Source organism: Amycolatopsis sp., from assembly GCF_035276945.1.
Classification (GTDB): Bacteria; Actinomycetota; Actinomycetes; order Mycobacteriales; family Pseudonocardiaceae; genus Amycolatopsis_E.
Window position 1 is genome coordinate 1 of the sequence record NZ_DATELF010000136.1, and the last position, 24,145, is coordinate 24,145.

Below are 24,145 nucleotides of genomic sequence, written 5' to 3' on the forward strand. Positions count from 1 at the left end.
CCCGTGTTTCAGTGGCTCTGGTTTGCCGATTCCTTCGTTGCCGCCGCGTCCGATTTCCTTGAGCAGGTCATTGATCCGTTTGAGGACTTTTCGATCCTGAGCATGCCACCAGAGGCAGTCCTCCCGGGCAAGCTCATCCCATACGAGCTTCATTCCGCAAGCTCGTGCTGCGCGCCGCCGCCGGCCTCCAGCCGCTCGATCGCCGTGATGAGGCGGCGCGCGTTCTCCGGACTACGCAGCAGGTAGGCCGTCTCTTTGAGGGACTGGTAGTCGTCAAGCGATACGATCACTACTGGTTCGTGCCCCGCGCGGGTAATCACGACCTCTTCGCGATCATTGACCACGGAGTCGAGGGTTTCCGCGTACTTTGCGCGAGACTCGGAGTAGCTCATGGTCTTCACCAACTCTCTCCCTTCGACGTACGGAATGTTGTACGTCGCGCTCTCCTCGGGGTAACCGCGGCTGTTATGCCTGGTAGGCGGCCGCCTGGAGGATGAACAGGTCGGCGTAGCTGCCGCCCAGCGCCATCAGTTCCTCGTGGGTGCCCTGCTCGGCGAGCTTGCCGTGGTCGAGGACCAGGATCTTCTCGGCCTGTCGCACCGTGGAGAACCGGTGCGAGATGTAGAGGGTGGTGCGTCCGTGGGCGAGTGCGCGCAGGCGGGTGAACAGGTCGTGCTCGGCCTGCGCGTCCAGGGCCGAGGTCGGTTCGTCGAGGATCAGGATCGGCGCGTCACGGAGGAAGGCGCGGGCCAGCGCGACCTTCTGCCATTCTCCGCCGGAGAGGCTGACTCCGTGGTCGAACCAGCGGCCGAGCGGCGTGTCATATCCCTTCGGTAGTTGGTCGATGCGCTCCGCGGTGCCCGCACGGCGCGCGGCCTCCTCGACCCGCTGCCGGTCTTCGAGATGGTCCAGCTGCCCGAGGCCGATGTTCTCCGCGGCCGTCCCCTGGTAGGTCACGTAGTCCTGGAACATCGCGCTGATCCGGGCGCGCAGGTCGTGCGGGTCGAACTCGCGGAGGTCCACCCCGTCGAGCAGGATCCGGCCGGCGGTCGGGTCGTAGAGCCGGCACAGCAGCTTGATCAGCGTCGACTTCCCGGCGCCGTTCCGGCCCACCACCGCGACGGTTTCGCCTGGCCGGATCTCGAAGCTGACGCTGTCCAGCGCGCGTTCGTCAGAGCCGGGGTAGCTGAAGGAAACCTCCTGGAACTCGACGTGGCCGCGCACCTGTTTCGGCAGCGGCCGTGCCTCGGGCGGTCCGATGATCCGCGGTTTCACGGCGAGGAACTGGTAGAGCGTGTCGAGGTAGAGGTTGTTCTCGTACATCCCCGAAAAGCCGTTGAACAGGCCGGACACCGAGGACTGCACAGCCGTCGCGGCGCTGGTGTAGAGCGCGAGGTCACCGATGGTGAGCCTGCCCGCCACCGCCTCCAGCGCGATGTAGAGCGCGATTCCCGAGCCGGCGAGCGTGGACAGCAGGCTCCAGGCGGTGCCGACCAGGTTCCTGGTGGTGGTCAGCTTGCGTTCGCGCGCGTAGTAGGTCTGGCCGAGCCTGCGGAACCGGTCGACCAGGTACGGGCCGAGACCGAAGAGCTTGGTTTCCTTGGCGTAGGTGTCCGTGGTGACCAGCTGTGACAGGTAGTCCATCCGGCGCCGGATCGGCGAGATGAACAGCGCGAGCATGAAGGCGCGTGATCCGTACTTGGACTGGGAGACGAACGCGGGAATCGGGGCGAGCAGGGCGATCGCGGCGAGGAGCGGGCTGATCGACACCAGCAGTCCGACCATGCTCGCGAAGGTGACGGCCGTGCGGCCGAGTCCGAGCACCGAGTTCAGCATCGAGACCGGTCGTGACGGCGCTTCCTGCGAGGCCTGGCGCAACAGGTCGTAGGACACCGAGTTCTCGAAGAACGACAGGTCCATCCGGCTCGCGTGCGCCATCACCTGATGCCGGATGGTCAGCGTCATCCGTTCCTGGAGCATCTGCTGCGCGATGTTGGTGAGCGCGGTGCTGATCGCGGTGAACGTGAAGACGCCGAGCTGGAAGGCGGTCACCTCGACGATCCGCCCGGTCGTGCCGTGTCCCTGCACGGCCGCCACCACGGCGTCGAGCAGGAGCTTGGCCAGGTAGGCGGTGAGCGTCGGCATCAGTCCACTGACCACAGTGGACAGTACGACGACGATGGTCATGGCGGGGCTCGCCTGCCAGGTCAGTTTGGCCACCCTGGGCAGTCCGCGCACGGTGCCGCCGACGGAGGTGCGTAGCCGGTGCAAGCGGGCACGCAGGTCCTTCGGCTCGTTCGCTGGTTTCGGGTCGGGGATTTCGATCGGACCGGTGAGCCCGCTGTCGGCCACGGTGCTGCTCGCCTGCTTCAGTCGCCGCCTCAGCCTGGCATGGGGGCCGCCGCCGTGCATCAGGCGGTCACCGCCCCGTTCAAGAAGGCGTCGACCAGTTCCGCCGCCCGCGCCTGCTGATCATCGCGAACGCGGCTGAGCGGCATGGACAGGAAGATCCTGCCCAACTGCTCGGCGGGCAGGCGGAGGCGGTCGCGGTCCGGTTCGAACAGTTCGGCCACGGCGCCGCGCACGGCCAGGAAGGACTGCCGGCGGTCGGGACGGGGGGCATCGGGGCCGCGGGTGGGCGGCCTGCCCGAGGTTTGCATGGCCGCCACCATGGCACCGATCCGTCGCAGGTGGGCCGAAAGCGCGTCGGCCGCCTCTTCGAGCCGGTCGGCCAGTGGCTGGTCGAGCGAAATTTCCGCGACTGCTCGCAGCACGTCGTCCGGACACAGTGCTTCGAGCACGCATGCCTCGATCAGTTCGTTCTTGTCCTTGAACGCGCGGAAGACGGTGCCTTCGCCGATTCCGGCGGCGCGGGCGACCTGGGCGGTGGTGACCGCGGCGCCGTGTTCGATCACCAGGGGCAGTACCGCGCGGACGATCATCTTGCGGCGCATGTCCTGGCTCATCCCGGGGGCACTCCGCCTGGTTGTGGCGAGGTCATGCCTCCAGCTTGACGGAGTGAGTACTCACTCCGTCAAGTGAATTTGGCTCCGGGCCGCCTTGGTCGTGCCAAGACGGCCCAGCGCAGGACGTCAGTAGGTGATGGCCACACCCGGATCGGCGAGGAGCGCGCCGACGTCGGCGAGGAACTGCGAGCCCTGCTGGCCGTCAACCAGCCGGTGGTCGAAGCTCAGCGCCAGTTGCAGCACCTTCCGGACCTGGATCTGGCCGTCCACCACCCACGGCGTGTCCCGGATGGCACCGAACGCGAGGATCGCCGCCTCACCGGGGTTGATGATCGGCGTGCCGGTGTCGACGCCGAACACCCCGACGTTGGTGATCGTGATCGTCCCGTCCAGCATGTCCGCGGGCGGCGTCTTGCCGTCACGGGCGGTCGTGGTCAGCTGTTCGAGCGCGCGGGCCAACTCCGGTAAGGACATCGCGTGGGCGTCGCGGATCTTCGGCACGACGAGCCCGCGCGGCGTGGCCGCGGCTATGCCCAGGTGCACGTAGTCCTTGTAGACGATCTCACCGGCCGCTTCGTCCCAGGTGGCGTTCACGTCCGGAGTTCGGCTCACGGCCAGGCACACGGCCTTCGCCGCGAACGCCAGCGGGGTGAGCCTGACCCCGGCGAAGTCGGGGTGCTTCTTCAGTTTCTCCCGCAACTCCATCATCGGCGTGACGTCCACCGTGAGGAACTCCGTCACGTGCGGTGCGGTGAACGCGCTCCGCACCATCGCCTGAGCCGTCGCCCTGCGGACGCCCTTGATCGGCACCCGGTGTTCCGCCGCGCCCGTGGCGGGCTTGGTACGCACGGGAGCGGCGGCACGCTGGACGTCCTCCCGCGTGATCACCCCGCCCTCGGCCGACCCGCTCAGCGCGCTCAGGTCGACCCCGAGTTCCTTCGCCAGCTTGCGCACCGGCGGTTTCGCCAGCGGCACGTACCCGCCGGAGGGCGTCACGCTTGGCTTGCTCTGATCCACCGCCGCGGTGCGACGGGGCCGCCGGCGGGCAGTGGTGGCCTTGGAGCCGTAGCCGACGAGGGGCTTCATCTCCTCCTCGGACGGCGCCGGCGCACTGCCGTTCGATGCCGCGGCGCCGGCCGGGTCGACGTCGATGGTGAGGATCGGCGCGCCGACCGCGACCGTCTCGCCGGGGGCGGCCAGCAACTCGGTGACCACCCCGGCCCACGGGATGGGCAGTTCGACCGCGGCCTTGGCGGTCTCCACCTCCACCACGATCTGGTTCACCTTCACCTCGTCGCCCGGCTGGACGCGCCAGCCGAGGATCTCGGCCTCGGTCAGCCCTTCCGCGGTGTCGGCGAGCAGGAACTGCTTGAAGTCGGGCACCTGTCACCACCCCAGCGAACGGTCGACGGTGTAAAGCACACGATCCAGGCCCGGCAGGTAGTGCTCCTCGAGTGTCGATGGCGGGTACGGAGTGTCGAACCCGGTCACCCGCAGCACCGGCGCTTCCAGGGAGTAGAAGCACTCCTGCTGCACCCGCGCGGCGATCTCCGAGGCCAGCGATGACTCCGACGGAGCTTCGCTGACCGCGATCAGCCTGCCGGTGCGGCGCACCGACTCGAACACCGGCGCCAGGTCGAGCGGTGACAGCGTGCGCAGGTCGATGACCTCCAGCGACCGGCCTTCCTCCGAAGCCGCGGTCGCCGCGTCGAGACACACCTTCACCGACGGGCCGTAGGTGACCAGGGTCGCGTCCGTGCCGGACCGGACCACCCGCGAGGCGAACAGCGGGCCGCTCGGCGTCACTGTGTCCACTTCGGACTTCAGCTGGCCGTTGTGGTAGAGCCGTTTCGGCTCGAAGAACAGCACCGGGTCGTCGCAGGCGATGGCCTGCTGGATCATCCAGTACGCGTCGGCCGGGTTCGAGCAGGACACCACCTTGAGCCCGGCGATATGGGTGAACAGCGATTCCGGCGACTCCGAGTGGTGCTCGACCGCGCCGATCCCGCCGCCGAAGGGCACCCGGATCACCACCGGCATCTTGATCCGGCCCTGCGACCGGTAGTGCAGCTTGGCCAACTGGCTGGAGATCTGGTCGAAGCCGGGGAAGATGAAGCCCTCGAACTGGATCTCGCACACCGGGCGGAACCCACGCACGGCCAGCCCCACCGCGGTGCCGATGATGCCCGACTCGGCCAGCGGCGTGTCCAGTACGCGCTGCTCGCCGAAGTCCTTCTGCAGGCCGTCGGTGATCCGGAAGACACCGCCGAGCTTGCCCACGTCCTCGCCGAGGATGATGACCTTGTCGTCGGCCTCCATCGCGGCACGCAGGCCGAGGTTGAGCGCCTTGCCGATGGTCAGCGTCCGTACGTCCGGCCTAAGGTCGTCCACTTTGGACTTCACTGGTGCGGCCATCATCGCTCACCCGCCGCGGCGAAACCGTCGAGATAGGACAGGTACTCCTCGCGCTGGGCCTCCAGCACGGGCGAGGGTTCCGCGTACACCTGCGAGAAGACCCGGTCCGGCGGAGGTTCGGGCATGTTGAAGCAGAAGTCGCGGAGTTCCGCGGCGAAGGTGTCCGCCTCGGCCTGGATCTGGTCGAAGTAGGCCTGGTCGGCCATGCCGTTGCGAGCCAGATGCACCCGGACGCGCTCGATCGGGTCCCGGTGCTTCCACACCTCCAGTTCGTCGGACAGGCGGTAGCGGGTCGGGTCGTCGGTGGTGGTGTGCGCGTCCATCCGGTAGGTGAACGCCTCGATCAGCACCGGACCGCTGCCGTGCCGGCACTCGTCCAGCGCCCAGCGCGTGACGGCGAGGCAGGCCAGCACGTCGTTGCCGTCCACCCGGATGCCGGGGAAGCCGTAGCCGCGGGCGCGCTGGTACAGCGGCAGCCGCGACTGGCGTTCGGTCGGCTCGGAGATCGCCCACTGGTTGTTCTGGCAGAAGAACACCAGCGGCGCGTCGTACACCGCGGCCCAGACGAAGCCCTCGTGCACGTCGCCCTGGCTGGTGGCGCCGTCGCCGAAGTAGACGATGGTGGCTTCATCCGTTTCCGACGGATTGCCGTCGACGTCGGTGTTTCCCACCCGGCCTTCGAACTTCTGGCCCATCGCATACCCGGTCGCGTTGAGCACCTGGTTGCCGATGACGATCGTGTACGGGTGGAAGCCGTGGGCGCGAAAGTCCCAGCCTCCGTGGTCGGTGCAGCGGAAGATGCCGAGCAGTTCGCGGAAGTCGACGCCGCGGGTGAACGCCACGCCGTGCTCCCGGTAGCTGGGGAAGGCCATGTCCTGCGGTTTCAGCGCCCGGCCCGAGCCGACCTGCGCGGCCTCCTGGCCCAGCAGCGGAACCCAGATGCCCAGCTGGCCCTGGCGCTGCATGGCGTTGGACTCACGGTCGGCCCGCCGCACGAGCACCATGTCGCGGTAGAGCCCGCGTAGTGCTCCGGCGTCGACGTCGGAGATATAGCGGTCGAACTGCGGTGAGGTGACTCGCTCACCTTCGGGGGTGAGCAGCTGAGTCAGTTCAGCGCCACCTTCGGTCGTTGCTCGCAAACCGGCGATCACCTGCTCCCGGGACGGTTGCGCGGCCTGCGCGGCCGGTCCTTCACCGGGCTCCGGGTGCGTCCACTGTTCGGGGGACGACATGCGCGTGCTCTCCTCGGTGTCCATGCCGCTGAACTACTTGTGGTGGCCAGCGGCTTACTCCGGCGGCCACCCCCGCATCGATCTGTTGCGCCGGGTCACCGTCGGCCGTGACGGGTTACCTCGCCATCCTGGCACGAACCCGCGTCAGCGGGTGAGTCTTCGATCCGGTTTCGTTCCGTAAAACCCGCAATGAGCTGGGAAAATGCTTGGACTACCGAGTGTGGGCCCGCCGAAGGTCGGGTGTGCTTACCGCGTGTGACCAGGTGAGAGAGAAAGGTGTTGGCGGCGGGCGGCGCGCGTGTGCTCACTTGTAAGTGACCTCTATCACACCATGTCCCGCAATGGGTGAACACGGGAGTGGCAGGATGGGTCCGTGGAGCAGACAACCGTGCACACGACCGTCGCCCGGCTCTGGGCCGGCGAAATCCTGCCGAGCCTCTCCGGCCTCGTCGAGATCCCGGCGCTGTCCCAGGTGTTCGACCCCGAATGGGCCGCCAACGGGCACCTGGCCGCCGCGGTTGAGCACGTCCGGGGCTGGATCGCCGCCCGCGACCTGCCCGGCGCCACGCTCGACGTCGTCAGCGTCGAGGGCCGCAGCCCGGTGCTGCTCGTCGACGTGCCCGCCACACCCGGCGCCGAGGACCGGGGGACAGTACTGCTCTATGGCCACCTCGACAAGCAACCGCCGGTCGGCGGCTGGTCGGCGGGGCTCGACCCGTGGACGCCGGTGATCCGCGACGGCCGGCTCTACGGCCGAGGTTGCGCCGACGACGGGTACGCCGGTTACGCGGCGACGGCGGCGCTCGAGGCCGTTCGTGCCGCGGGCGGGCAGCACGCCCGGTCGGTGATCCTGCTGGAAACCGGCGAGGAGTCGGGCAGCCCCGACCTGCCGGTGTATCTGGAGCGGTTCGAGCGGCGGCTGGGGCGGGTTTCGTTCGTCATCTGCCTCGACGCCGGAGGCAACGACTACGAGCGGCTGTGGCTGACCACCAGCCTCCGCGGGCTGGTCCAGGTGCACGCCACCGTGCGGGTGCTCGGATCGGCGCTGCATTCCGGGCTGGCCAGCGGGATCGTGCCCAGTTCGTTCCGGATCCTGCGGCGCCTGCTGGAGCGGATCGAAGACACCGAGACCGGGCAGATCAAGCTCCCCGAGCTGAACGTGGACGTCCCGGCCAACCGGCGTGCCGAAGCCGCGGCGGCGGCCGAGGCCGCGCCCGGTGCGAACAGGTCGGCCTTTCCGCTGGTGGAAGGCATGCGACCGGTCGTGGAGGACGAGTTGGAGCTCCTGCTGAACAGCTGCTGGCGGCCGACGCTGTCGGTGATCGGCGCGGCCGGCTTCCCGGCCCCCAAGGACGCCGGCAACGTGCTGCGGGAGGCCACCACCCTCGCGTTGAGTTTCCGGCTCCCGCCCACCGCCGACTCCGCGGCCGCGCTGAACGCCGTCGAGAAGGCGCTTACCACCGACGTGCCGTATTCGGCGCAGGTCACGCTGTCCGGCATCGAGCACGCCGGCGGCTGGAACGCCCCGGACGCCGCGCCGTGGCTGTCGAGCGCGCTGGACAAGGTCAGCGACACGGTGTTCGGGGCGCCCGCCGGCAGCCTCGGCCTGGGCGGCTCGATCCCGTTCATGGGCCTGCTGGCCAGGAAGTACCCGGAGGCGCAGTTCCTGGTCACCGGCGCGCTGGGCCCGGACTCCAACGCCCACGTACCCGACGAGTGGCTGCACCTGGCGCAGGCCCAGCGCGTCACCGAAGCCGTGGCCCACATCCTGGACGCCCACGCCCGCGGCTGACCCGCGAGTCCCACACTCGACGCGCGCGAGTTCTGCGTTCCACACATGTGATCAGGTGTACGTCAGAGGTTCGGGTACCTGACCAGGGGAAACACGCTCGGAAGTGACGTGGGTCACAGTTTGGCGAGTCGGGTGGTGCCGGGCGGCGGAGGGTCACCCCCGGCGGGCGGCCACCCGGTCGGTGTAGGACTCGGTGCTCAGGTCCGCGTCGGTGATCCCCAGGTCCGCGAGCACCCCGCGCACGGTCCCCAGGGCGGCCGGTACGTCGTCCGGGTCGGCCATCGTTTCCAGTTCAAGGAACTGCTGTCCGTCGAGTTCGGGTATCCGAACGACGGTGGCGAGTAGGTCCCGGCCTTGGCTGGTGAACCGGTAGTTGGTGCAGTGCTTCTGGAATGAGATCAGCTCAACCAAGCCGAGACCGGCGAAGAGGGTGTGCAACACGTCCGGGCCGGCCACGGTGGTTTCGTGCTCCGGTTTCGCCCCTTCGCCGCCCTCGACCGGCGGTTGCTTGTAGGTCAGCACCACGCGCCGGGTGTCGCCGGTCGTAATGGTGCGCACCCGCAGTTCGTATCCGGCCGCGTCCATTGAATGGTCCGGCCGGTCGTAGTAGGTATCGGCGTGGACGCTCGTTTCTGGCTTCGCGCGTCGGGCGAGTTCGGCCCGCACCCGGTCAGGGCCACGCAACACGGCGGTCAACTCGGCTTCGACGGCCACGGAGGCTCCTTTCAGATCACGCGCCGCGCGGTGCGCCGAAACTCGCCGATCAACCTACGGAATCCCCGGGTATAGCGCGCCATGCGGAGATTCGGTGACCTGGTACATGGGGGAGGTGTGACCTTCGTGGGTGTCGCCGAACGCGGACACGAACAACGTCCCTGGGAAGGCGAGATGCCCTACTGCCAGCAACGCGAGTGCCTTGTTCGGTGGTGGGTGCGGTACGGGATACCGGCGCTTCTCATTGTCGCCGCAATCATCGTTGTCGGCCTGATCGTTGGCGCGCCACCGGGTCAATTCGGGTGCCAACGATCGAAACTTCCTGTATCTCGGGAACGGAAACCGAGACACCGGGGGTGTTGTGTGGGCGCAGCTACGGCTACCGGGGGCTTATCCGACCGATGCAATCTTTCATGGCCGCGTGCAGCGTGTCGAAGACGACAGGCGCGCAGAACGCAAGAACGCCGTCACAGCGTCCGGCCGCCATTTGCGCGGCCTCCTCCAGTACTGCAAGCGCGACCGGTGCATCTTTGTCCGCCTGACCGGTCTGGAGGTCTTTGATCAGCTTCGGGAACTCGACCCGTTCCCGTTGCCGGTAGCGGGAAGCCGAACCGATCTCCCGGTACGGCTTGTCGTGTAGCCGGAAGCCGTACACGTCGCCGTCCTTGGCGTGATGCTTGGCCTGTTCCTCGGGGCTCCGCTCGGTCGCGTGCCGGTTGAGGGACACGCGCTGTAGCTCACGGCCTACCGGTAAGCGGCCGTCGGAGATCAGTTGAGCCAGCTTGGCCAGTGTGCCGGTTGCTTTGTGTACGTTTGCGCTGGTCAGAGGTGCCGTGGGGGCGAACGTACCTTCGCGTACACCCCACGACAAGTTAGGTTCCCGTCGTGCGAGTTCCGCGTTGGGGGATCAGGCCAGCCGGGTCAGCTGCACCGAGACGTCCAGTGTGGACTGGCCGCCCCCGGTGTAGATACCCTTGAGCGGGGCCACGTCGGCGTAGTCGCGTCCGGTGGCGACCCAGACGTGTCGAGGGCCGACCGGGATCGAGTTCGTCGGATCGTGCGCCCACCAGGCGCCGGTCCACACGTCCACCCAGGCGTGACTTTCGCCCTCGACGGTCGTGCCGAGCTTCGCCTCCGGCTGCGTGTGCAGGTACCCCGACACGTAGCGCGCCGGGATGCCGACCGCGCGCAGCATCACCAGCGACACGTGCGCGAAGTCCTGGCAGACCCCCTCGCGTGCCTGCCACGCGTCGCTCGCGGTGCTGTGCACTCCGGTCGTGCCCGGCTGGTACTTCAACTGGTCGTGGACCCACTGGGAGATCGCCAGCGCCGCCTCCGCCGGATCCTTGCCCTTCCGCAGGTCGCGGGCCACGCCGGCGAGTTCCCGATCGTGTGGCGTGTAGGGCGTGACCTGCAGGAACTCGGTGTACTCGTCGATCACCCGGTCGCCGCGCAGGTCCGTCCAGGTCACCTCGCGCACCGGGACGCTGTCGTCCGGTGTTTCCACCACCGACGTCGCCATCACGGTGAACACCGTGTGCGGGGCGTGCAGGTCGAACGAGGTGACCACGGAACCCCAGTAGTCGGTGTACCGGTAGGCCCTGGTCGCGGGGTTGGTCTCGATACGGTTGGCCAGCACGTTCTGCCGCCGGTCCGAGCGCGGGGTCAACCGGGCCTCGTTGTAGGACTGGGTGGCGGGAGTCGCGTAGTGATACCCCGTCTTGTGAGTCACTCGAAGCTGCCAGCTCACAGCTCCCCCTTCGCGGCCTCGCGCGCTTCCGCGATCGCGGTCTGCCGGCGAGAACGCGCACGGTGGTCGCCCTGGTTGCCGCGAACTGAAACAAGTTCCATCAGAGGGAAACCTCCGCCCCTTGCCAGGCCACCCACGGCGAGGTGAGGAAATACTGCATGGACACGGCTTCCCCCACGTCACGGATCGTCGCCTGGAGTTCGCCGAGCCGTTTCGGCAGGTCCTCCAGCAGGTCCTCCGGATGCAGGAACTCCAGCTCGCTGCGGGCCCGGCCGATCATCCGCAGCGCCTCCGACTTCTCGCTGCGCAGCCTGGTCGGCGCCCGGTCAAGCTGTAGGAGGCAGTACTCCGCGCGCTGCAGTGCGTGGAACACCGAGCGCGGGAAGAGGTTGTCCCGCAGCAGGAACTGCACCACCCGCCGGGCGTCCACCGCCCCCCGGTAGGTGCGCAGGTAGGTGTCCTGCGCGCCGGCCGACCGCAGCACGGTCATCCAGCCAGGCGAGGAAGCGCTGTCCGCCACCCGGGACAGCAGCAGCCGGGTCACCATGTCCGCGCGCTCCAGCGAGCACCCGAGCACCATGAACAGCCAGCCGTCGTCCCGGCTCATCGTGGAGTCGGCCAGCCCGGCGAACATCGCCGCCCTTTCCTCCACAAAGGACAGAAAGGCGTGCGGGCCGGCCCGGCGGGCGTACCGCTGCCGGTCGGGCACCGCGTTCCATGTCGCGTTCAGGCATTCCCACAGTTCGGTGGACACCACCTCGCGCGCGCCGCGGGTGTTCTCCCGTGCGGAGTTGATCGAACCCACGATGGAACTCGGGTTGTCCTTGGAGTAGGCGACCAGTTCGGTCAGCTTCCACACGTCGAGCTCGCCCTGGCCCTTCGGCGAGATGCCGAGCACGGCCAGCAACTGGCGGCTGGCGTGGTCCGGGTCGACGGTCGCGTCCTCCAGCAGTTGGTGCACCGACACGTTGAGGATCCGCGCGGTGTCGTCGGCGCGCTCCACGTAGCGGCCGATCCAGTACAACGATTCGGCATTCCGGGCTAGCAAGGGCCGGCCTCCTCATTGCTGTTGTTGCTGGGCGATGGTCAGCTCGGGCCCCTGCTCGGTCGCCAATCCGTCCACGTTGGACACAGAGCCGAGTGCGGGCTGCCCGAGCTCCCGGGCCGCGCCGGAGGATCGGGCGGCGAGCACCCAGGTGTCCTTCGAGCCGCCGCCCTGCGACGAGTTGACCACCAGGCTGCCCTCGCGCAGGGCCACCCTGGTCAGCCCGCCCGGCAGCACGAAGATGTCCTTGCCGTCGTTGACCGCGAACGGGCGCAGGTCGACGTGCCGGGGTGCGAGATAATCGTCCACTTTGGAGGGAACGGTGGACAGCTGGACCACGGGCTGGGCGATCCAGCCCCGCCGGTTCGCGCGGATCTTCCGGCGCAGTGCGGCCAGTTCCCTGGCGCTCGCGTCCGGCCCGAACACGATCCCGTAGCCGCCGGAGCCCTCGACCGGCTTGATCACCAGCTCGTCCAGGTGCGTCAGCACGTGATCCAACTCGTCGGGCAGCCAGCAACGGAAGGTATCGACGTTGGGCAGCAACGGCTTCTCGTCGAGGTAGTACTTCACCATCTCCGGCACGTAGGTGTAAACCAGTTTGTCGTCGCCGACGCCGTTGCCGACCGCGTTGGCGATCACCACGTTGCCCGCGCGGGCCGCGTTGAGCACTCCCGCGATGCCGAGCACGGAGTCCGGCCGCCAGTGCACCGGATCCAGGAACTCGTCGTCGATGCGCCGGTAGATCACGTCCACCGGCCGCTCGCCTTCAGTGGTGCGCAGGTAGACGACGTTGTCGCGGCAGAACAGGTCCCTGCCTTCGACGAGTTCGACGCCCATCTGCCGGGCCAGCAGCGAATGCTCGAAGTAGGCCGAGTTCGCCACCCCGGGCGTGAGCACCACGACCGCCGGATCCGCGACGTTCGGCGCCGCCGCGGCCCGCAGTGCGCGCAACAGGTGTGCCGCGTAGTCGCCGACCGGACGCACCCGATGCTGGGCGAACAGGTCCGGGAACACCCGGGCCATCGTGCGCCGGTTCTCCATCACGTACGAGACGCCGGACGGGTTGCGGAGATTGTCCTCCAGCACCCGGAAGGTGCCGGCCTCGTCACGCACGACGTCGATCCCGGCGACGTGGATGCGGACGCCGTTGGGTGGGTTGACGCCGAACGCCTCGCGCTGGAAGTGCGCGCAGGAGGTGATGAGCCGGCGGGGCAACACGCGGTCGGCGAGGATCCGTGCCTCGCCGTAGATGTCGTCGAGAAACGCTTCCAGCGCGCGGACCCGCTGGGCCACGCCACGTTCGAGCTTCGACCACTCGCTGGGTGAGACCACCCGCGGCACCAGGTCCAGCGGGAACGGCCGCTCCTGGCCGGACAGCGAAAACGTGATCCCCTGATCCACCATGGCCCGGTCCAGCGCCTCGGCCCGCGCGGTAAGCTCAGCGGCGTCCAGCCCGGCGATCGACTCGTACAGCGCGCGATATGACGTGCGAACCGTGCCGTCCGGCGCGAACATCTCGTCGTAAGCGCCGGCATGCGGTCGATGCGGCGCGAGATAGCCGTCGAACTGCGCGCCGGGGTGCCCGTTTCTGCCGGCCTTCACCGCGCGCGGCTTGAGACCGGCCAGGGGCAGCCGTGGCGCGGGCGTGGTGCTCATGGTCGTCATCCTCGCTCACGTTGCCACGCTCCCGCGACAACCGGGGTAACCCGGGTGTTACCAGCTCATTGCCGCTGAACGGGTTTTCTCAGGTCGTAGGTCGACGGCGCGACGCGGATGAGCTTGTCGGAGGCGTTCAGCGCGTTGCGCAGGCCTTCGCGGGTGATCGGCTTGTCCAGCCCGGCGCGGATCTCGTCCAGGTGCAGCGGCCTGCCCCCGGTCTCGATCAGCCGCGCGGCGTTGTCGGCGCTCGACGCGCTCGGCCCCGCGTACGGTTCGACGTCCCAGCCGGTGAGCGCGAACGTGCTGGGCGCGACCCGGACGAACCTGCCGTCGGCGTTGAGCCGGTTGTACAGCGGGCCACGGCTGAAGCGGCGGGGCAGCCGGCGCAGGATCTCGTCGAGATGCAGCGGCTCGCCGGTTTGTCGCAGCAACTCGACGGCGGAATCCGTCGCGCTCGGTATGCGGGAGCCGCGCTTCACCGGGGCGACGCGGTCGTGCACGCGATGCAAAGCCCGTCGTGGCTGGTGAAGTTCGCCTGCCGAGACGCGATAACCGCAGTACGACAGCCACGAGACGAGTTCGGCGTCATCCAGGGCGAAGCCCCAGGCCGCGAGCACCTCGGCCGGGACCTGCCCGGCCAGCTCGCCGACGGCCGACCTGGTCGTGCCCACCGCCGAGGCCAGGTCCGGCACCGCGGCCCAGTCGCCCGCCACCTCGAACACCCCGCCGAAGCGGGCGAGCACCCGCCAGGCCGCGACATTCGGCACGATCACCGGGTACTCCAGGGCGGGATGGCGGGTCAGCAGGCCGGCGAACGGGACCACCGGCGCGATTTCCGCGCGCAGCCGTGCGCACCAGTCCGTTAGCGGGCCGCCCCGGGCGATCACCTGCCGGACCCTGCTCTCGAATTCGGCCTCGATTTCCCGCCGTTGTTCCAGGGTGGTGGGAAGGTATTGGCCGAACCAGCGGTAGGCATCCGCCTCGTCGGCCCACAAACGGCGGCGCAGTACGGCCAGTTCGCCATAGGTCACCGCGTCGGTGACCGCTCTCAACTCCGTGAGCGCGTCCACCCAATCGACGATAGCGTCGCGGACGGTATTTCTGCCCGGTTAGCCGCGCGGTGGTCGGTACGCGCGGTGGTCGGTATTTGCGCAACCTGGGTATATTTCGTGGCCTGGACCACGGAACCAGTCACCTTTGCGTCCTTCGCAGTAGGGTCGGTTGGACCAAGTGGAGGAGAGCCGGTAATGACAGTTGGCCAGGCGGGGCCGGTGGAGCGCGAGCTGCCGCCGCTCGATCCGTTCGCCGGAATACCGGACGGGCGGTATCACCTGGCCGCGGCGGAACTGCTGAGACCGTTGCTGGAACCGGACACCGGCGTATTGCAGCGCTGGCGCAAGCAGAGCAGCAACGCCCCCATCGTCCCGGTGGAAAACGCGTATATCACCGGAAAACTGGACCTTCGCGGGGCCGATCTGGATTGCCTGTTCCGCTTCGAGAACTGCCGGTTCGAGTTCGCGCCGGACGTGCGCGAGGCGAAGCTGCTGGGCCTGGTCTTCCGGAACTGCTGGCTCCCCGGGCTGAAAGCGCGGAACCTGCGCAGCCGCAACGATGTCCGGCTGATCCGCAGCGTGGTGCAGGTGGCGGAGTCGGCGGACGGCGAGACCGCGGTGCAGCGCGCGTCCAGCCGGGACCGCGGCATGCCGGACGCGGCCATCAACCTCACCGACGCCGTGGTGGAAGGCTCGGTCGTGCTGACCCGCACCGCGATCGACCACCCGCAGGGCAGGGCGATCCAGGCCGACCGGTTGCTGATCACCGGTGCGCTGCTGGCCTACCGTCTGCGGGCCGTCGGCGAGGTCCGCCTGCCGGGAATGCGTGTGGGCGGCAACGTCAACTTCTCGGGTGCCATCCTGGAGAACCCGGCGAAGTTCGCACTGGACTGCAACGGCGTGCAGATCGGTGGCAGCCTGCTGTGCGAGGTGGACACGTTCGGTGAGGCCGAGCGGTACCAGCCGTTCAGTGCGCGCGGGGTTCTGCATATGCCGAGTGCGCGGGTGGAGGGCGACATCGTCTTCCGTGGCGCGAACCTGCGCGGCCCGAGACGAGGCCGGGCCGAAGTGGATGGCGACCCGTACGAGGACCCGTGGCCGGCGCTGGTGGCCGACCGGGTGCGCGTGGACGGCAACCTGGAGCTGTCCGACGGGCTGTCGGCGAGCGGCACGTTGCGGATGATCAACATGCGGATCGGCGGCACGTTGCGGCTGTCACGGGCGAGGGTGAAGGTGACGCGGGGCGAGGTGGAGCCGTTCTACGACCGGGCCCTGCACCTCGATGGCAGCGAGATCAGCGGGGACATCGAGGCCAGCGGGCTCCGGGTGCCGTCCGGCCAGCTGCGTTTGAAGGACGTGCAGGTCGGCGGCAACGTGCTCGCCAGTCGTGCCCAGCTGTTGCACGCCGGGCGGGACGTGTTGTCCGCGCGCCGGATGAAGGTGTCCGGAAACCTCGACCTCAGCGAGGCCATGGTCCAGGGCACGCTGCGGCTGCAGGGTGTCGAGGTCGGCGGCAGCATCGAACTCGACGGCGCGGAAGTCACCTTCGCCACGGTGCGCACGCACACGAGCTTCTCGGTCGATCTGCGCACCGCGCGCGCCGGGCGGGACATCAGCCTCAAGCCGTCGGGAGGCCGGTCGTTCCGGGCAGAGGGCGGCGTGAACATGGACGGCGCGTCGGCCGCCAGGCGAGTCGATCTGACGGCCGCGGTGCTCGAGTCGCTGCCAAAGCACGCGGTCGCGCTGGACGCCAGCGATGTCGGGGCGGACGAGTTCCTGCTGACCCCCGGCAAGGCGCCGGAGGGCCGGGTCGTGCTGCGGCACGCGCACTGCCAGATGCTCGATGACAACCCGGTGCTCTGGTCGGCCACGGGTGGCCTGGACCTCGAGGACTTTCGCTACGACGTGTTCAAGCACTCGATCGACATGCGGGACGACCGGGCCGTCGAGGAGCGCATCGAGCGGCTTCACAAGGCCATGGCCGGGTACCGGCCCGGCCCGTACGACCAGCTCGCGACCATGCTGCGCAGCAGCGGTAACGAGGAGCACGCGCAAACCGTGCTGTTCAGGAAGCAGCAGCACCGCTATGAGGCGCTCGCCCGCGGTTACCAGGTGCTGGGCCCGGGCGTGCGGTTGTGGAGCCGGCTGCAACGCTGGATGGTCGGTTACGGCTACCGCCCGGTGCGGGCACTGGGCTGGCTGATCGGTCTTCTGGTGGCCGGCAGCCTGTGGTTCGGCCTCGGCACCGACGACTGCGTGACCAGCGGTCCACCGGGTTACTACATGGTTCACGGCCCGCGCTGCACGATCGACCAGCAGGACAGCGGAATGGCGTGGAACCCGGTGTTGTACACGGCGGATCTGCTGGTGCCGATCGTGGACTTCGGCAACAAGGGCCGCTGGTACATGCACGGCGTGGACCAGCTGGTGAGCGACGGTTTCATCGCGGCGGGCTGGATCCTCGCCACCACGGTCGCGGCCGGCGCCGGCCGGCTGATCCGCCGCAACACCTGACCCACCCCCACAGCCGCAGAAGTCACACACCGCAGATGTGGATCTCGCGAGATGGCAACGGGGACTCACACACCGCGGGTGGGACTCGCGCGGGGCAAGTGTGGACTCGCGACCCAAGCGAAGCGACTACACGAAAGGCCGCGGATAGCCAGGGAGCGAGGCTCAGGAACGCGCGGCCGAGATGGGAACTGGCGAAGTCGCGGTGGTCCAGGGGGCTTGCCCCTGGACGGGGTCTGGGGGCCCGACCCCCGGAGAAAGAGCGATGGGGCTCACCTGCGAAGCGCGAGGGGGGTGGCCCGGGGCCCCGAGCGGACGACGGGATTCGAACCCGCGACCCTCACCTTGGCAAGGTGATGCGCTACCAGCTGCGCTACGTCCGCCTGACTCCGATGAACCGGAGCGAAACAGAGTCTATACCGGTCACATTCGGTGGTTGACGGCCACCCGGTAGGAGGGAACATCGTCACTCCAGGAGTACGGGAGGTGACGACGGGCCTTCCGCTCCGTATGGTGTCCACATTCACCAAACGGGGGAAGGTGGCCTGCCGGATGACGGAGGATGCGGTGCCGGAACAGCGCGCGGCGTCGGCCGACGAGCAGGCACTTCTACTGCGTCTCCGGGCGGGCGAGGACCAGGCGTTCAGCGAGTTGTTCGAGTTGCACGCTGCGGCGGTCCGGCGGCTGGCGCGAGGGCTCGCCGCGGATGCCTCGGAGGCGGAGGACATCACCGCCGAAACCTTTTTCCGGGTGCTGCAGGCGTTGCGGCGAGGCGCCGGTCCCAAGGACCATGTCCGCGCCTACCTGTTGACGGTGGCCCGCCGGGTGTCGTGGGAGTGGCATGGCGCCCGTCGTGACGTGCCGGTCACCGATGACGAGCTGACCTACCGGGCGGGAGCGGATGCCGACGCGCACGCGGGCACGGCCGAGCGCAATCTGATCGCGACGGCGTTCACGAGCCTGCCGGAACGCTGGCGAGCGGTGTTGTGGCAGACCGAGGTCGAGGGTGAGCAGCCCGCGGTGGTGGCTCCGCATTTCGGCCTGAGCGCGAACGCGACGGCCGCGCTGGCCAGGCGGGCGCGTCAGGGCCTGCGTGCCGCCTACCTCCAGGCGCATCTGGCGATGAACCGGACGTCGGATGTCGGCTGCCGGGGAGTGATCGAGAAGCTCGGCGGGTACACCGCCGGCAGCGTGACCGGTTCCGAAGCCCGCCGGATACGCTCCCACCTGCTCGGTTGTGCCTCCTGCCGGTCGATGCACGCGGAGTTGCGGGAGGTCTGCTCTTCGCTGCGCGCCCACGCGGGCGCGCTGGTGGTGTTCGTTCCCGCGACCGTCGCCGCGGCCGGCGCGGCATCGGGTTCGGGCACGCTCGCGGCCCTGAAGGGCGTGCTGCTGTCGAAGCTCAAGGTGGGCGTCGCGCTGCTTTCGACCACGGCGGCCGGGGTGGTGGGCATCACCGTGGGGCCGACCTTGATCGGCCCGGCCCAGTCGTATCCGATCAGTTTGCCCGGCCAGAACGGCGTCGAGCTGAGCATTTCGACGCCTCCGCCGTCGCTGCCGAGCATGCCGCCGGTGTCCGCCGCGACGCCGGACGAAGCGACTTTGAGCTATGCCGGCCGGCCGGAGGTGCGTCAGTCCGGCGGCACGACGGTCGGCGTGGCGTCACCACCACCGCCACCACCGGGTGCCGCGCTGCCCGGGGCGATGGCGAGCCTGCCTGACGGCCAGCACGCGAGCGATGTCAGTTCCACCTCGGGTATGCCCGACATCGAGCCGCACACCGGCTCCCGCGATGACGCGGTGACGACTTCGCCGGTGACGACCGCCGAGAGCCACGGGCCGCCCGACACCACGATGACGAGCACCACGAAGTCGCGCCCCTCGAAGAAGCGCCCGCGCGAGGACATGGACGACGGCTCCCCGTCCCGGCGGTGCCGGCCCGGCAAACCGCGACCGACCAGTTCCACGGAAAGCCTGCCGGACGGCACGACGAGCGCCAATTCAGGCGAAACCGGATAGTTGATCTCGACTGGGCCTCGCGCGGCCCTGCTTGGCCCGGCTACCGTTAACCACGCTCAGGAACGATCGGGCGAAGGGCTGTGGGCATGAACCGGGTGGTGCGCGGCGAAGACAGTCGGGAGTGGGTCGTCCGGGCGCAGATGGAGTGGCGCCGCCCGGCCACCGTGGAGGACTTCGAGCATGACGTGGCGGGCAGTCCCGTGCCCGGCTTCGTGATGCTGACGGTGACCGTGGTGCTGGCGGTCATCCTGGTGGCCTGGCTGCCGGACGGGGTGGTCGTGCCGGCCTGGGTGATCTACGGACTGCTGCTGCTCGCGGTGTTCTTCCCCCTGCGTTGGGTGCTGAACCGGCCGTGGAAGGTGGTCGCGGAGACCGAGGGCGACCTGATGGGCGACCGCCAGCCGGAGCGCTGGGTCGGCGTGGTCTCGGGCATGTTCCGGGTGCGCCGGGAGGTCGGCGATGTCGTCAAGTCGATCCAGAGACACTCGCTGCCGGACTTCGACGGCCCGCTGCACCCCATGGACTAGTCATGCCTGAACTCCCCGAGGTCGAAGCGCTGGCCCACCACTTGCGGACGTACGCGGTGGGCAGGACGGTCACCCGGATCGACGTGGTGTCCCTGGCCGTACTCAAGACCGTGAGTCCACAGTGGACGGATTTGCACGGCCGTGAGGTCACCGCCGCCGGCCGCTACGGCAAGCACCTCGACCTCGACTGTGGCGGCCTCCACCTCGTCGTTCACCTGGCCAGGGCGGGCTGGCTGCGCTGGTCGGACTCGCTGGCCCCGGCCCCGCCGAAACCGGGCCGTGGGCCGATCGCGCTCCGCGTGCACCTGTCCGACGCCGACGGCGGGCGCCCGGGGTTCGACCTCACGGAGGCCGGCACGAAGAAGGGCCTGGCGGTCTGGATCGTGTACGACCCCAAGGAGGTGCCCGGCATCGCCCGGCTGGGTCCCGACGCGCTCGAACTGGACCGGAAACGCCTCGGCGAACTGTTCGCGGGGCGCACCGAGCGGCTCAAGACCGCGCTGACCGACCAGTCGCTGATCGCCGGCATCGGCAACGCCTACTCCGACGAGATCATGCACGCGGCCAAGCTCTCGCCCTACGCCACGCCCGGCAAGCTCTCCGACGAGGCACTGGACCGGCTGGCGGCGGCGATGCGAGAGGTACTCACCAGCGCGGTCGAGCGTTCGGTCGGCCAGGACGCCGCGCGGCTCAAGGGCGAAAAACGCTCCGGTCTGCGGGTGCACGCTCGCACCGGCCTGCCCTGCCCGGTCTGTGGCGACACCGTCCGCGAGATCTCCTTCGCCGACAAGTCGTTCCAGTACTGCCCAACCTGCCAGACCGGCGGCAAACCGCTCGCCGACCGCCGGCTGTCCCGCCTGCTCAAGTAAAGGAGGTCCGGGGGGACCCCGGTTACCGCCAGCAACCCGCGGCCAGGTGTTTCGTGCGATCGCTCACCCGGACAGCGGCTGGCGCGAGCGGCGCCAAATCGATCCAGTACGCATCCTCACTCTGGGTAGAATCGGCTTCGCCGCAACGTAAGGAGATCTGAACACAATGTGGGCTGGAAGGCTTGCACCCCGCTCACCGAGCGCAGAGCATTAACGCCGTGTCCGACTTGCCGATCGCGCAGATCCTCCCGTGGACCGTCACGGGGTTGCTGCTGATCGCCCTCGTCGTCGTCATCGCCCGCTCGCGTAGACCGAGCAGTTTCGTGGACGACGCGGTTCTCGAGGCCGTGTACCACATGTCGAAGGCCACGCCGGATCTCCGCGAGGGCTTCGACCAGAACTCCGCGGACCGGATCACCTCCCAGTTGCTCGAACTGCTCAAGTGCGTCGCCATCGGGATCACCGACGCGGAGGGCACGCTGGTCTCGTGGGACGGCGAGGCCAACGACCACTACGTGGACCTGACCTCGCCCATCGGCCTGGCGATCCGCAAGCACCGGCGTGAGGTCGTCTCGCACGACGACGTGCCGTGCGACCACCGCGGCACCTGCAAGATGAAGACCGCCGTGATCGTGCCGCTGATCGTGGACGGCGAGATCGAGGCGGTGCTGATCGTGGTCGGCCGCAGCCGCGGCAAGCGGCTGATCCAGATGGCCGACGCGGTCGCCCAGTTCGTGTGCACCCAGTTCGAGCTGGCCCGGCTCGACGAGTCGAAGCTGCAGCTCCAGCAGGCCGAGATCAAAGCGCTGCGCGCGCAGATCTCGCCCCACTTCATCTACAACGCGCTCAACACGATTTCCTCGCTGATCCGCAGCGATCCCGAAGAGGCGCGCGAGCTTCTGCAGGAGTTCGCCGACTTCACGAGGTACTCGTTCCGCACCTCGGGCATGTTCACCTCGCTCGCCGACGAGCTGCGCAACATCGACCGCTACCTCACGATCGAGCGCGCCCGGTTCGGCGGCCGCCTCGAGGTCCGGCTGAAGATCGCGCCCGAGGTGCTTTCGGTGGTCGTGCCATTCCTGATCATCCAGCCGCTGGTGGAGAATGCGGTCCAGCACGGCCTGGCGAACAAGCCCAGCGGCGGCATGGTCACCGTGACCGCGCAGGACTACGGCACCGAGGCGCTGATCAGCGTCGAGGACGACGGCATTGGCATGGACCCGGCCAGGCTGGCCGACCTGCGCAACTCGCACCGCACCGGCGCCCATGTCGGGCTCGGCAACATCAACGCGCGGATGCGCCAGCTGTTCGGCGACGAATACGCGCTGATGGTCGAGACCGCCCCGGGCGCGGGGATGAAGGTGACCCTCCGCGTGCCGAAGTTCGCTCCCGGCGTGCGTACCGATCTGCCGGACTTCTCGGCTTCCGTGCCCGCACAGGAGCCCCGCAACGGCTCGCCCGCCCACGCTCGCCGAGGCGGCTGATTAGCCAGCCCACCATCGCCTTTAAACGAAGCGCTCCACGCTGTGGTCATGCCTTCGAAGGCAGCATCGGCATCACGTAGTAGGTCAGTTCGGTCTCGGCGGGTTCCACCGGGCGGACCGCGGTCGCCCGCATGCCGGGCTGGATGTCCAGCCGGACCAGGTTGCCCGCGAACGGCCGTAGCGCGTCAAGAAGGTAGCGCGCCTGGAACGAAGGCGAAGTCCGGCCTTCGGACACCTCCGCCTTGATCGTCTCCTCGGCCTCGGCATCCCGTTGGCTGTGTGCGCGGACCCGGATTTCGGCGTCTCCCACGTCGAGTGTGAGGACGCCTTTCGAGCCGGTGTACAGGTTTGCCCGGCGCACCGCTGAGGCGAGGGCGCCGGCATCGACGGTCACCCTGGTGTCCACCGAGGACGTGTGGATCGCGTTCTCGGACAGGAAACCGCCGTCGAGTACCGCGCTGCTGACAACGCTGTCCGGCCAGCTCAGCCCGAACCGGTTTCCGCCCGCGTGCAACGCCACGGTCCCGGTGGCCCGCTTGCCGATCTCGGCCAGCAGTGTGGCCGGAACCAGGGTGTCAAGGGGGTCGTCCGCGCGGTGGATCGGCACCTTCGCGACGGCCATGCGGTAGCGGTCGGACGCGACCAGGCGCAGCCGTTCGCCCTCGGTACAAAGCCGGACGCCGGTGAACATGGGCAGCGAGTCGTCGCGGGACGCCGTCGCGGTCACCGTGCCCAACACGGCGACGAGTTGCCCGGCGTCCACTTGCCACCTTCGGCGGTAGCTCCGGCACGCCCGGATGCAGGTCGAGGTCCAGCAGCGGCAACGCGAACCGCGCGTTCGGCACCCGGACCACCAGCCGAGACCCCTCGACGACCAGGCGGACCACCGGGTCTTCCAGCGTGCGCAACGTCTCGGCGAGCGGTACGGCGGGCACGAGCACGGCGCCTCCGCTGTGCACGGTGGCCGTGCAGGCCGCCTGAATCGCCCGCTCGCGGTCGTTTCCAGCCAGAACGAGGCGATCCCTGTCGGCGTCGAGTCGAAGGCCGGACAGCACCGGTGTGGCGGAGCCCGTCGGCGGCATCCCGCCGACGGCGTATGCGGCTTCGGCGACGTTCCTGGTCGCGGCGGTGAGGTCCATGCCGCGCACCATAGAGCAGGGCACCGACATTGAACGTCGCCGCGGATTGACCGTACAGCGGAACGTTTCCGTTGAGGGCGGTGGTGGGCTGGCGGGTGGGCCTAACCTGGTCAGCATGGACGTCAGAAGTGTCACCAGCAGGATTCCGGGTATCGGCGATCGAGGCGAGCGGAAGGACGTCGTCGCGGTGGTCAAACTGCACGGCGTGATCACGCCGACGCCGACGCCGTTCGCCCGCGGGGTGATCAATTTGGCGGCCGTCGAGTCGGCCCTGACCAGAGCGTTCGACCACGACCGGCTCAAGGCCGTCGCGCTGCTGATCAATTCGCCGGGCGGGGCGCCGACCCAGTCCGGGCTGGTCGCCGAGCGGATCAGGCAGCTGGCCGCCGGCAAGCCGGAGATACCCGTGCTGGCGTTCTGCGAGGACGTGGCGGCCTCGGGTGGCTACTGGCTGGCCTGCGCGGCGGACGAGATCTACGCGCACCGGACATCCATGGTCGGTTCGATCGGCGTGATCAGCGGCGGGTTCGGGTTCACCGGGCTGCTGGAGCGCTTTGGCGTCGAGCGCCGTCTGCACACCGCCGGCGAGAACAAGGCGCGGCTCGACCCGTTCAGCCCGGAGAAGCCGGAAGACATCGAATGGCTCAAAAAGATGCACACCCAGCTGCACGAGCTGTTCGTGGACTGGGTGAAGAAGCGCCGGCCCGGAAAGCTCGCCGACACCGAGGAGCTGTTCACCGGAGACGTGTGGCTCGGTTCGCGGGCGGCGGAACTCGGCTTGATCGACGGTATCGGGAACCTCCAGGAAGTGATCGCCGACCGTTATCCTGACGCGGAAATCTCCGTCGCGGAACCGAAAAGGTCGTTGCTGGCCAGGCTGGGCCTCGGCGCGCCCGCCGCCGCCAGCGCGATGTTGGACGCGCTGGCACAGCGCGTCGTCTGGTCGCGTTTCGGCCTGTGAGGTCTTCGCC

Annotated in this window: 21 protein-coding genes, 1 tRNA gene and 1 pseudogene; 7 read left to right on the top strand and 16 right to left on the bottom strand. The window is 68.8% G+C overall.

The features are described 5' to 3' along the window. The 7 genes from VJT49_RS23690 to pdhA all read right to left on the bottom strand — a co-directional run. Nucleotides 1–153, bottom strand: a 153-nt coding sequence (locus tag VJT49_RS23690; RefSeq protein ID WP_324167198.1) for a type II toxin-antitoxin system YoeB family toxin, incomplete at its 3' end; no start/stop codon positions are given. Continuing rightward, entirely contained in the window at nt 150–392 is a 243-nt protein-coding gene (locus VJT49_RS23695) for a type II toxin-antitoxin system prevent-host-death family antitoxin (RefSeq protein WP_324167199.1), read from the bottom strand. The genes VJT49_RS23695 and VJT49_RS23690, both read right to left, overlap by 4 nt. A 73-nt stretch (nt 393–465) precedes the next feature. Next, nucleotides 466–2,412: an ABC transporter ATP-binding protein gene (locus VJT49_RS23700; RefSeq protein WP_324167104.1), complete on the bottom strand. Its 1,947-nt coding sequence runs from the start codon at nt 2,410–2,412 to the stop codon at nt 466–468. Next, nucleotides 2,412–2,966 (bottom strand): TetR/AcrR family transcriptional regulator, encoded by a 555-nt coding sequence (locus VJT49_RS23705; RefSeq protein ID WP_324167105.1) that lies wholly within the window; start codon nt 2,964–2,966, stop codon nt 2,412–2,414. The genes VJT49_RS23700 and VJT49_RS23705 overlap by 1 nt, the downstream gene beginning before the upstream one ends. Before the next feature lie 126 nt (nt 2,967–3,092). Beyond that, nucleotides 3,093–4,349: a dihydrolipoamide acetyltransferase family protein gene (locus tag VJT49_RS23710; RefSeq protein WP_324167106.1), complete on the bottom strand. Its 1,257-nt coding sequence runs from the start codon at nt 4,347–4,349 to the stop codon at nt 3,093–3,095. Between the two features lie 3 nt (nt 4,350–4,352). Then, nucleotides 4,353–5,381 (bottom strand): alpha-ketoacid dehydrogenase subunit beta, encoded by a 1,029-nt coding sequence (locus tag VJT49_RS23715; RefSeq protein ID WP_324167107.1) that lies wholly within the window; start codon nt 5,379–5,381, stop codon nt 4,353–4,355. Continuing rightward, nucleotides 5,381–6,613 carry a pyruvate dehydrogenase (acetyl-transferring) E1 component subunit alpha gene (pdhA, locus tag VJT49_RS23720; protein WP_324167108.1) on the bottom strand — a complete coding sequence of 411 codons (1,233 nt, stop codon included), beginning with the start codon at nt 6,611–6,613 and terminating at the stop codon, nt 5,381–5,383. The genes VJT49_RS23715 and pdhA overlap by 1 nt, the downstream gene beginning before the upstream one ends. A 373-nt stretch (nt 6,614–6,986) precedes the next feature. Between pdhA and VJT49_RS23725 the strand changes: the two genes are divergently transcribed. After that, nucleotides 6,987–8,405 carry a M20/M25/M40 family metallo-hydrolase gene (locus tag VJT49_RS23725; RefSeq protein ID WP_324167109.1) on the top strand — a complete coding sequence of 473 codons (1,419 nt, stop codon included), beginning with the start codon at nt 6,987–6,989 and terminating at the stop codon, nt 8,403–8,405. A gap of 153 nt (nt 8,406–8,558) precedes the next feature. On the opposite strand, the gene VJT49_RS23730 is transcribed toward VJT49_RS23725, so the two are convergent. The 6 genes from VJT49_RS23730 to VJT49_RS23755 all read right to left on the bottom strand — a co-directional run bounded on the left by VJT49_RS23730 (nt 8,559) and on the right by VJT49_RS23755 (nt 14,643). After that, complete coding sequence (locus VJT49_RS23730; protein WP_324167110.1) at nt 8,559–9,119, bottom strand: class IV adenylate cyclase; 561 nt, start codon at nt 9,117–9,119, stop codon at nt 8,559–8,561. A 379-nt stretch (nt 9,120–9,498) separates the two neighbouring features. Beyond that, nucleotides 9,499–9,846, bottom strand: a complete 348-nt coding sequence (locus tag VJT49_RS23735) for a hypothetical protein (protein ID WP_324167111.1) — start codon at nt 9,844–9,846, stop codon at nt 9,499–9,501. 180 nt (nt 9,847–10,026) lie between these two features. Next, nucleotides 10,027–10,869 carry a transglutaminase family protein gene (locus VJT49_RS23740; RefSeq protein WP_324167112.1) on the bottom strand — a complete coding sequence of 281 codons (843 nt, stop codon included), beginning with the start codon at nt 10,867–10,869 and terminating at the stop codon, nt 10,027–10,029. 100 nt (nt 10,870–10,969) lie between these two features. Beyond that, nucleotides 10,970–11,917, bottom strand: a complete 948-nt coding sequence (locus VJT49_RS23745) for an alpha-E domain-containing protein (RefSeq protein ID WP_324167113.1) — start codon at nt 11,915–11,917, stop codon at nt 10,970–10,972. 12 nt (nt 11,918–11,929) lie between these two features. After that, nucleotides 11,930–13,570 carry a circularly permuted type 2 ATP-grasp protein gene (locus tag VJT49_RS23750; protein WP_414636078.1) on the bottom strand — a complete coding sequence of 547 codons (1,641 nt, stop codon included), beginning with the start codon at nt 13,568–13,570 and terminating at the stop codon, nt 11,930–11,932. A 65-nt stretch (nt 13,571–13,635) separates the two neighbouring features. Continuing rightward, on the bottom strand, nt 13,636–14,643 hold the full coding sequence (locus tag VJT49_RS23755) for a winged helix-turn-helix domain-containing protein (protein WP_324167115.1): 1,008 nt from the start codon (nt 14,641–14,643) through the stop codon (nt 13,636–13,638). Between the two features lie 177 nt (nt 14,644–14,820). On the opposite strand from VJT49_RS23755, the gene VJT49_RS23760 reads away from it, so the two are divergent. After that, on the top strand, nt 14,821–17,139 hold the full coding sequence (locus tag VJT49_RS23760) for an oxidoreductase (protein WP_324167116.1): 2,319 nt from the start codon (nt 14,821–14,823) through the stop codon (nt 17,137–17,139). Between the two features lie 307 nt (nt 17,140–17,446). Here the strand turns inward: VJT49_RS23760 and VJT49_RS23765 are convergent. Then, nucleotides 17,447–17,519 (bottom strand) — tRNA-Gly (locus tag VJT49_RS23765). A 169-nt stretch (nt 17,520–17,688) separates the two neighbouring features. On the opposite strand from VJT49_RS23765, the gene VJT49_RS23770 reads away from it, so the two are divergent. From VJT49_RS23770 to VJT49_RS23785, 4 genes are all read left to right on the top strand, one after another. Beyond that, nucleotides 17,689–19,155: a sigma-70 family RNA polymerase sigma factor gene (locus VJT49_RS23770; RefSeq protein ID WP_324167117.1), complete on the top strand. Its 1,467-nt coding sequence runs from the start codon at nt 17,689–17,691 to the stop codon at nt 19,153–19,155. Between the two features lie 86 nt (nt 19,156–19,241). Further along, complete coding sequence (locus VJT49_RS23775) at nt 19,242–19,682, top strand: DUF983 domain-containing protein (protein ID WP_324167118.1); 441 nt, start codon at nt 19,242–19,244, stop codon at nt 19,680–19,682. 2 nt (nt 19,683–19,684) lie between these two features. Then, the gene (locus VJT49_RS23780; protein WP_324167119.1) at nt 19,685–20,551 is read left to right on the top strand and encodes an Fpg/Nei family DNA glycosylase; all 867 of its coding nucleotides are present in this window, start codon (nt 19,685–19,687) and stop codon (nt 20,549–20,551) included. 209 nt (nt 20,552–20,760) lie between these two features. After that, complete coding sequence (locus VJT49_RS23785) at nt 20,761–22,035, top strand: GAF domain-containing sensor histidine kinase (RefSeq protein WP_324167200.1); 1,275 nt, start codon at nt 20,761–20,763, stop codon at nt 22,033–22,035. 46 nt (nt 22,036–22,081) lie between these two features. Here the strand turns inward: VJT49_RS23785 and VJT49_RS23790 are convergent, their stop codons facing one another. Further along, the gene (locus tag VJT49_RS23790) at nt 22,082–22,798 is read right to left on the bottom strand and encodes a DNA polymerase III subunit beta (protein WP_324167120.1); all 717 of its coding nucleotides are present in this window, start codon (nt 22,796–22,798) and stop codon (nt 22,082–22,084) included. A gap of 91 nt (nt 22,799–22,889) precedes the next feature. After that, a pseudogene (locus VJT49_RS23795) lies at nt 22,890–23,291 on the bottom strand (hypothetical protein); the annotation flags it as partial. On the opposite strand from VJT49_RS23795, the gene VJT49_RS23800 reads away from it, so the two are divergent. Further along, entirely contained in the window at nt 23,290–24,135 is an 846-nt protein-coding gene (locus VJT49_RS23800) for a S49 family peptidase (RefSeq protein ID WP_324167121.1), read from the top strand. The pseudogene VJT49_RS23795 and the gene VJT49_RS23800 sit on opposite strands and share 2 nt — an antisense overlap. Nucleotides 24,136–24,145 lie beyond the last annotated feature (10 nt).

Bases quoted from the DNA above. Each gene is read 5' to 3' on its own strand.
- VJT49_RS23770 (WP_324167117.1), top strand. From the start codon at position 17,689: ATGACGGAGGATGCGGTGCCGGAACAGCGCGCGGCGTCGGCCGACGAG.
- VJT49_RS23780 (WP_324167119.1), top strand. From the start codon at position 19,685: ATGCCTGAACTCCCCGAGGTCGAAGCGCTGGCCCACCACTTGCGGACG.
- VJT49_RS23715 (WP_324167107.1), bottom strand. From the start codon at position 5,381: ATGGCCGCACCAGTGAAGTCCAAAGTGGACGACCTTAGGCCGGACGTA.
- VJT49_RS23800 (WP_324167121.1), top strand. From the start codon at position 23,290: ATGGACGTCAGAAGTGTCACCAGCAGGATTCCGGGTATCGGCGATCGA.
- VJT49_RS23705 (WP_324167105.1), bottom strand. From the start codon at position 2,966: ATGAGCCAGGACATGCGCCGCAAGATGATCGTCCGCGCGGTACTGCCC.
- VJT49_RS23700 (WP_324167104.1), bottom strand. From the start codon at position 2,412: ATGCACGGCGGCGGCCCCCATGCCAGGCTGAGGCGGCGACTGAAGCAG.
- VJT49_RS23750 (WP_414636078.1), bottom strand. From the start codon at position 13,570: ATGAGCACCACGCCCGCGCCACGGCTGCCCCTGGCCGGTCTCAAGCCG.
- pdhA (WP_324167108.1), bottom strand. From the start codon at position 6,613: ATGTCGTCCCCCGAACAGTGGACGCACCCGGAGCCCGGTGAAGGACCG.
- VJT49_RS23760 (WP_324167116.1), top strand. From the start codon at position 14,821: ATGACAGTTGGCCAGGCGGGGCCGGTGGAGCGCGAGCTGCCGCCGCTC.
- VJT49_RS23775 (WP_324167118.1), top strand. From the start codon at position 19,242: ATGAACCGGGTGGTGCGCGGCGAAGACAGTCGGGAGTGGGTCGTCCGG.
- VJT49_RS23695 (WP_324167199.1), bottom strand. From the start codon at position 392: ATGAGCTACTCCGAGTCTCGCGCAAAGTACGCGGAAACCCTCGACTCC.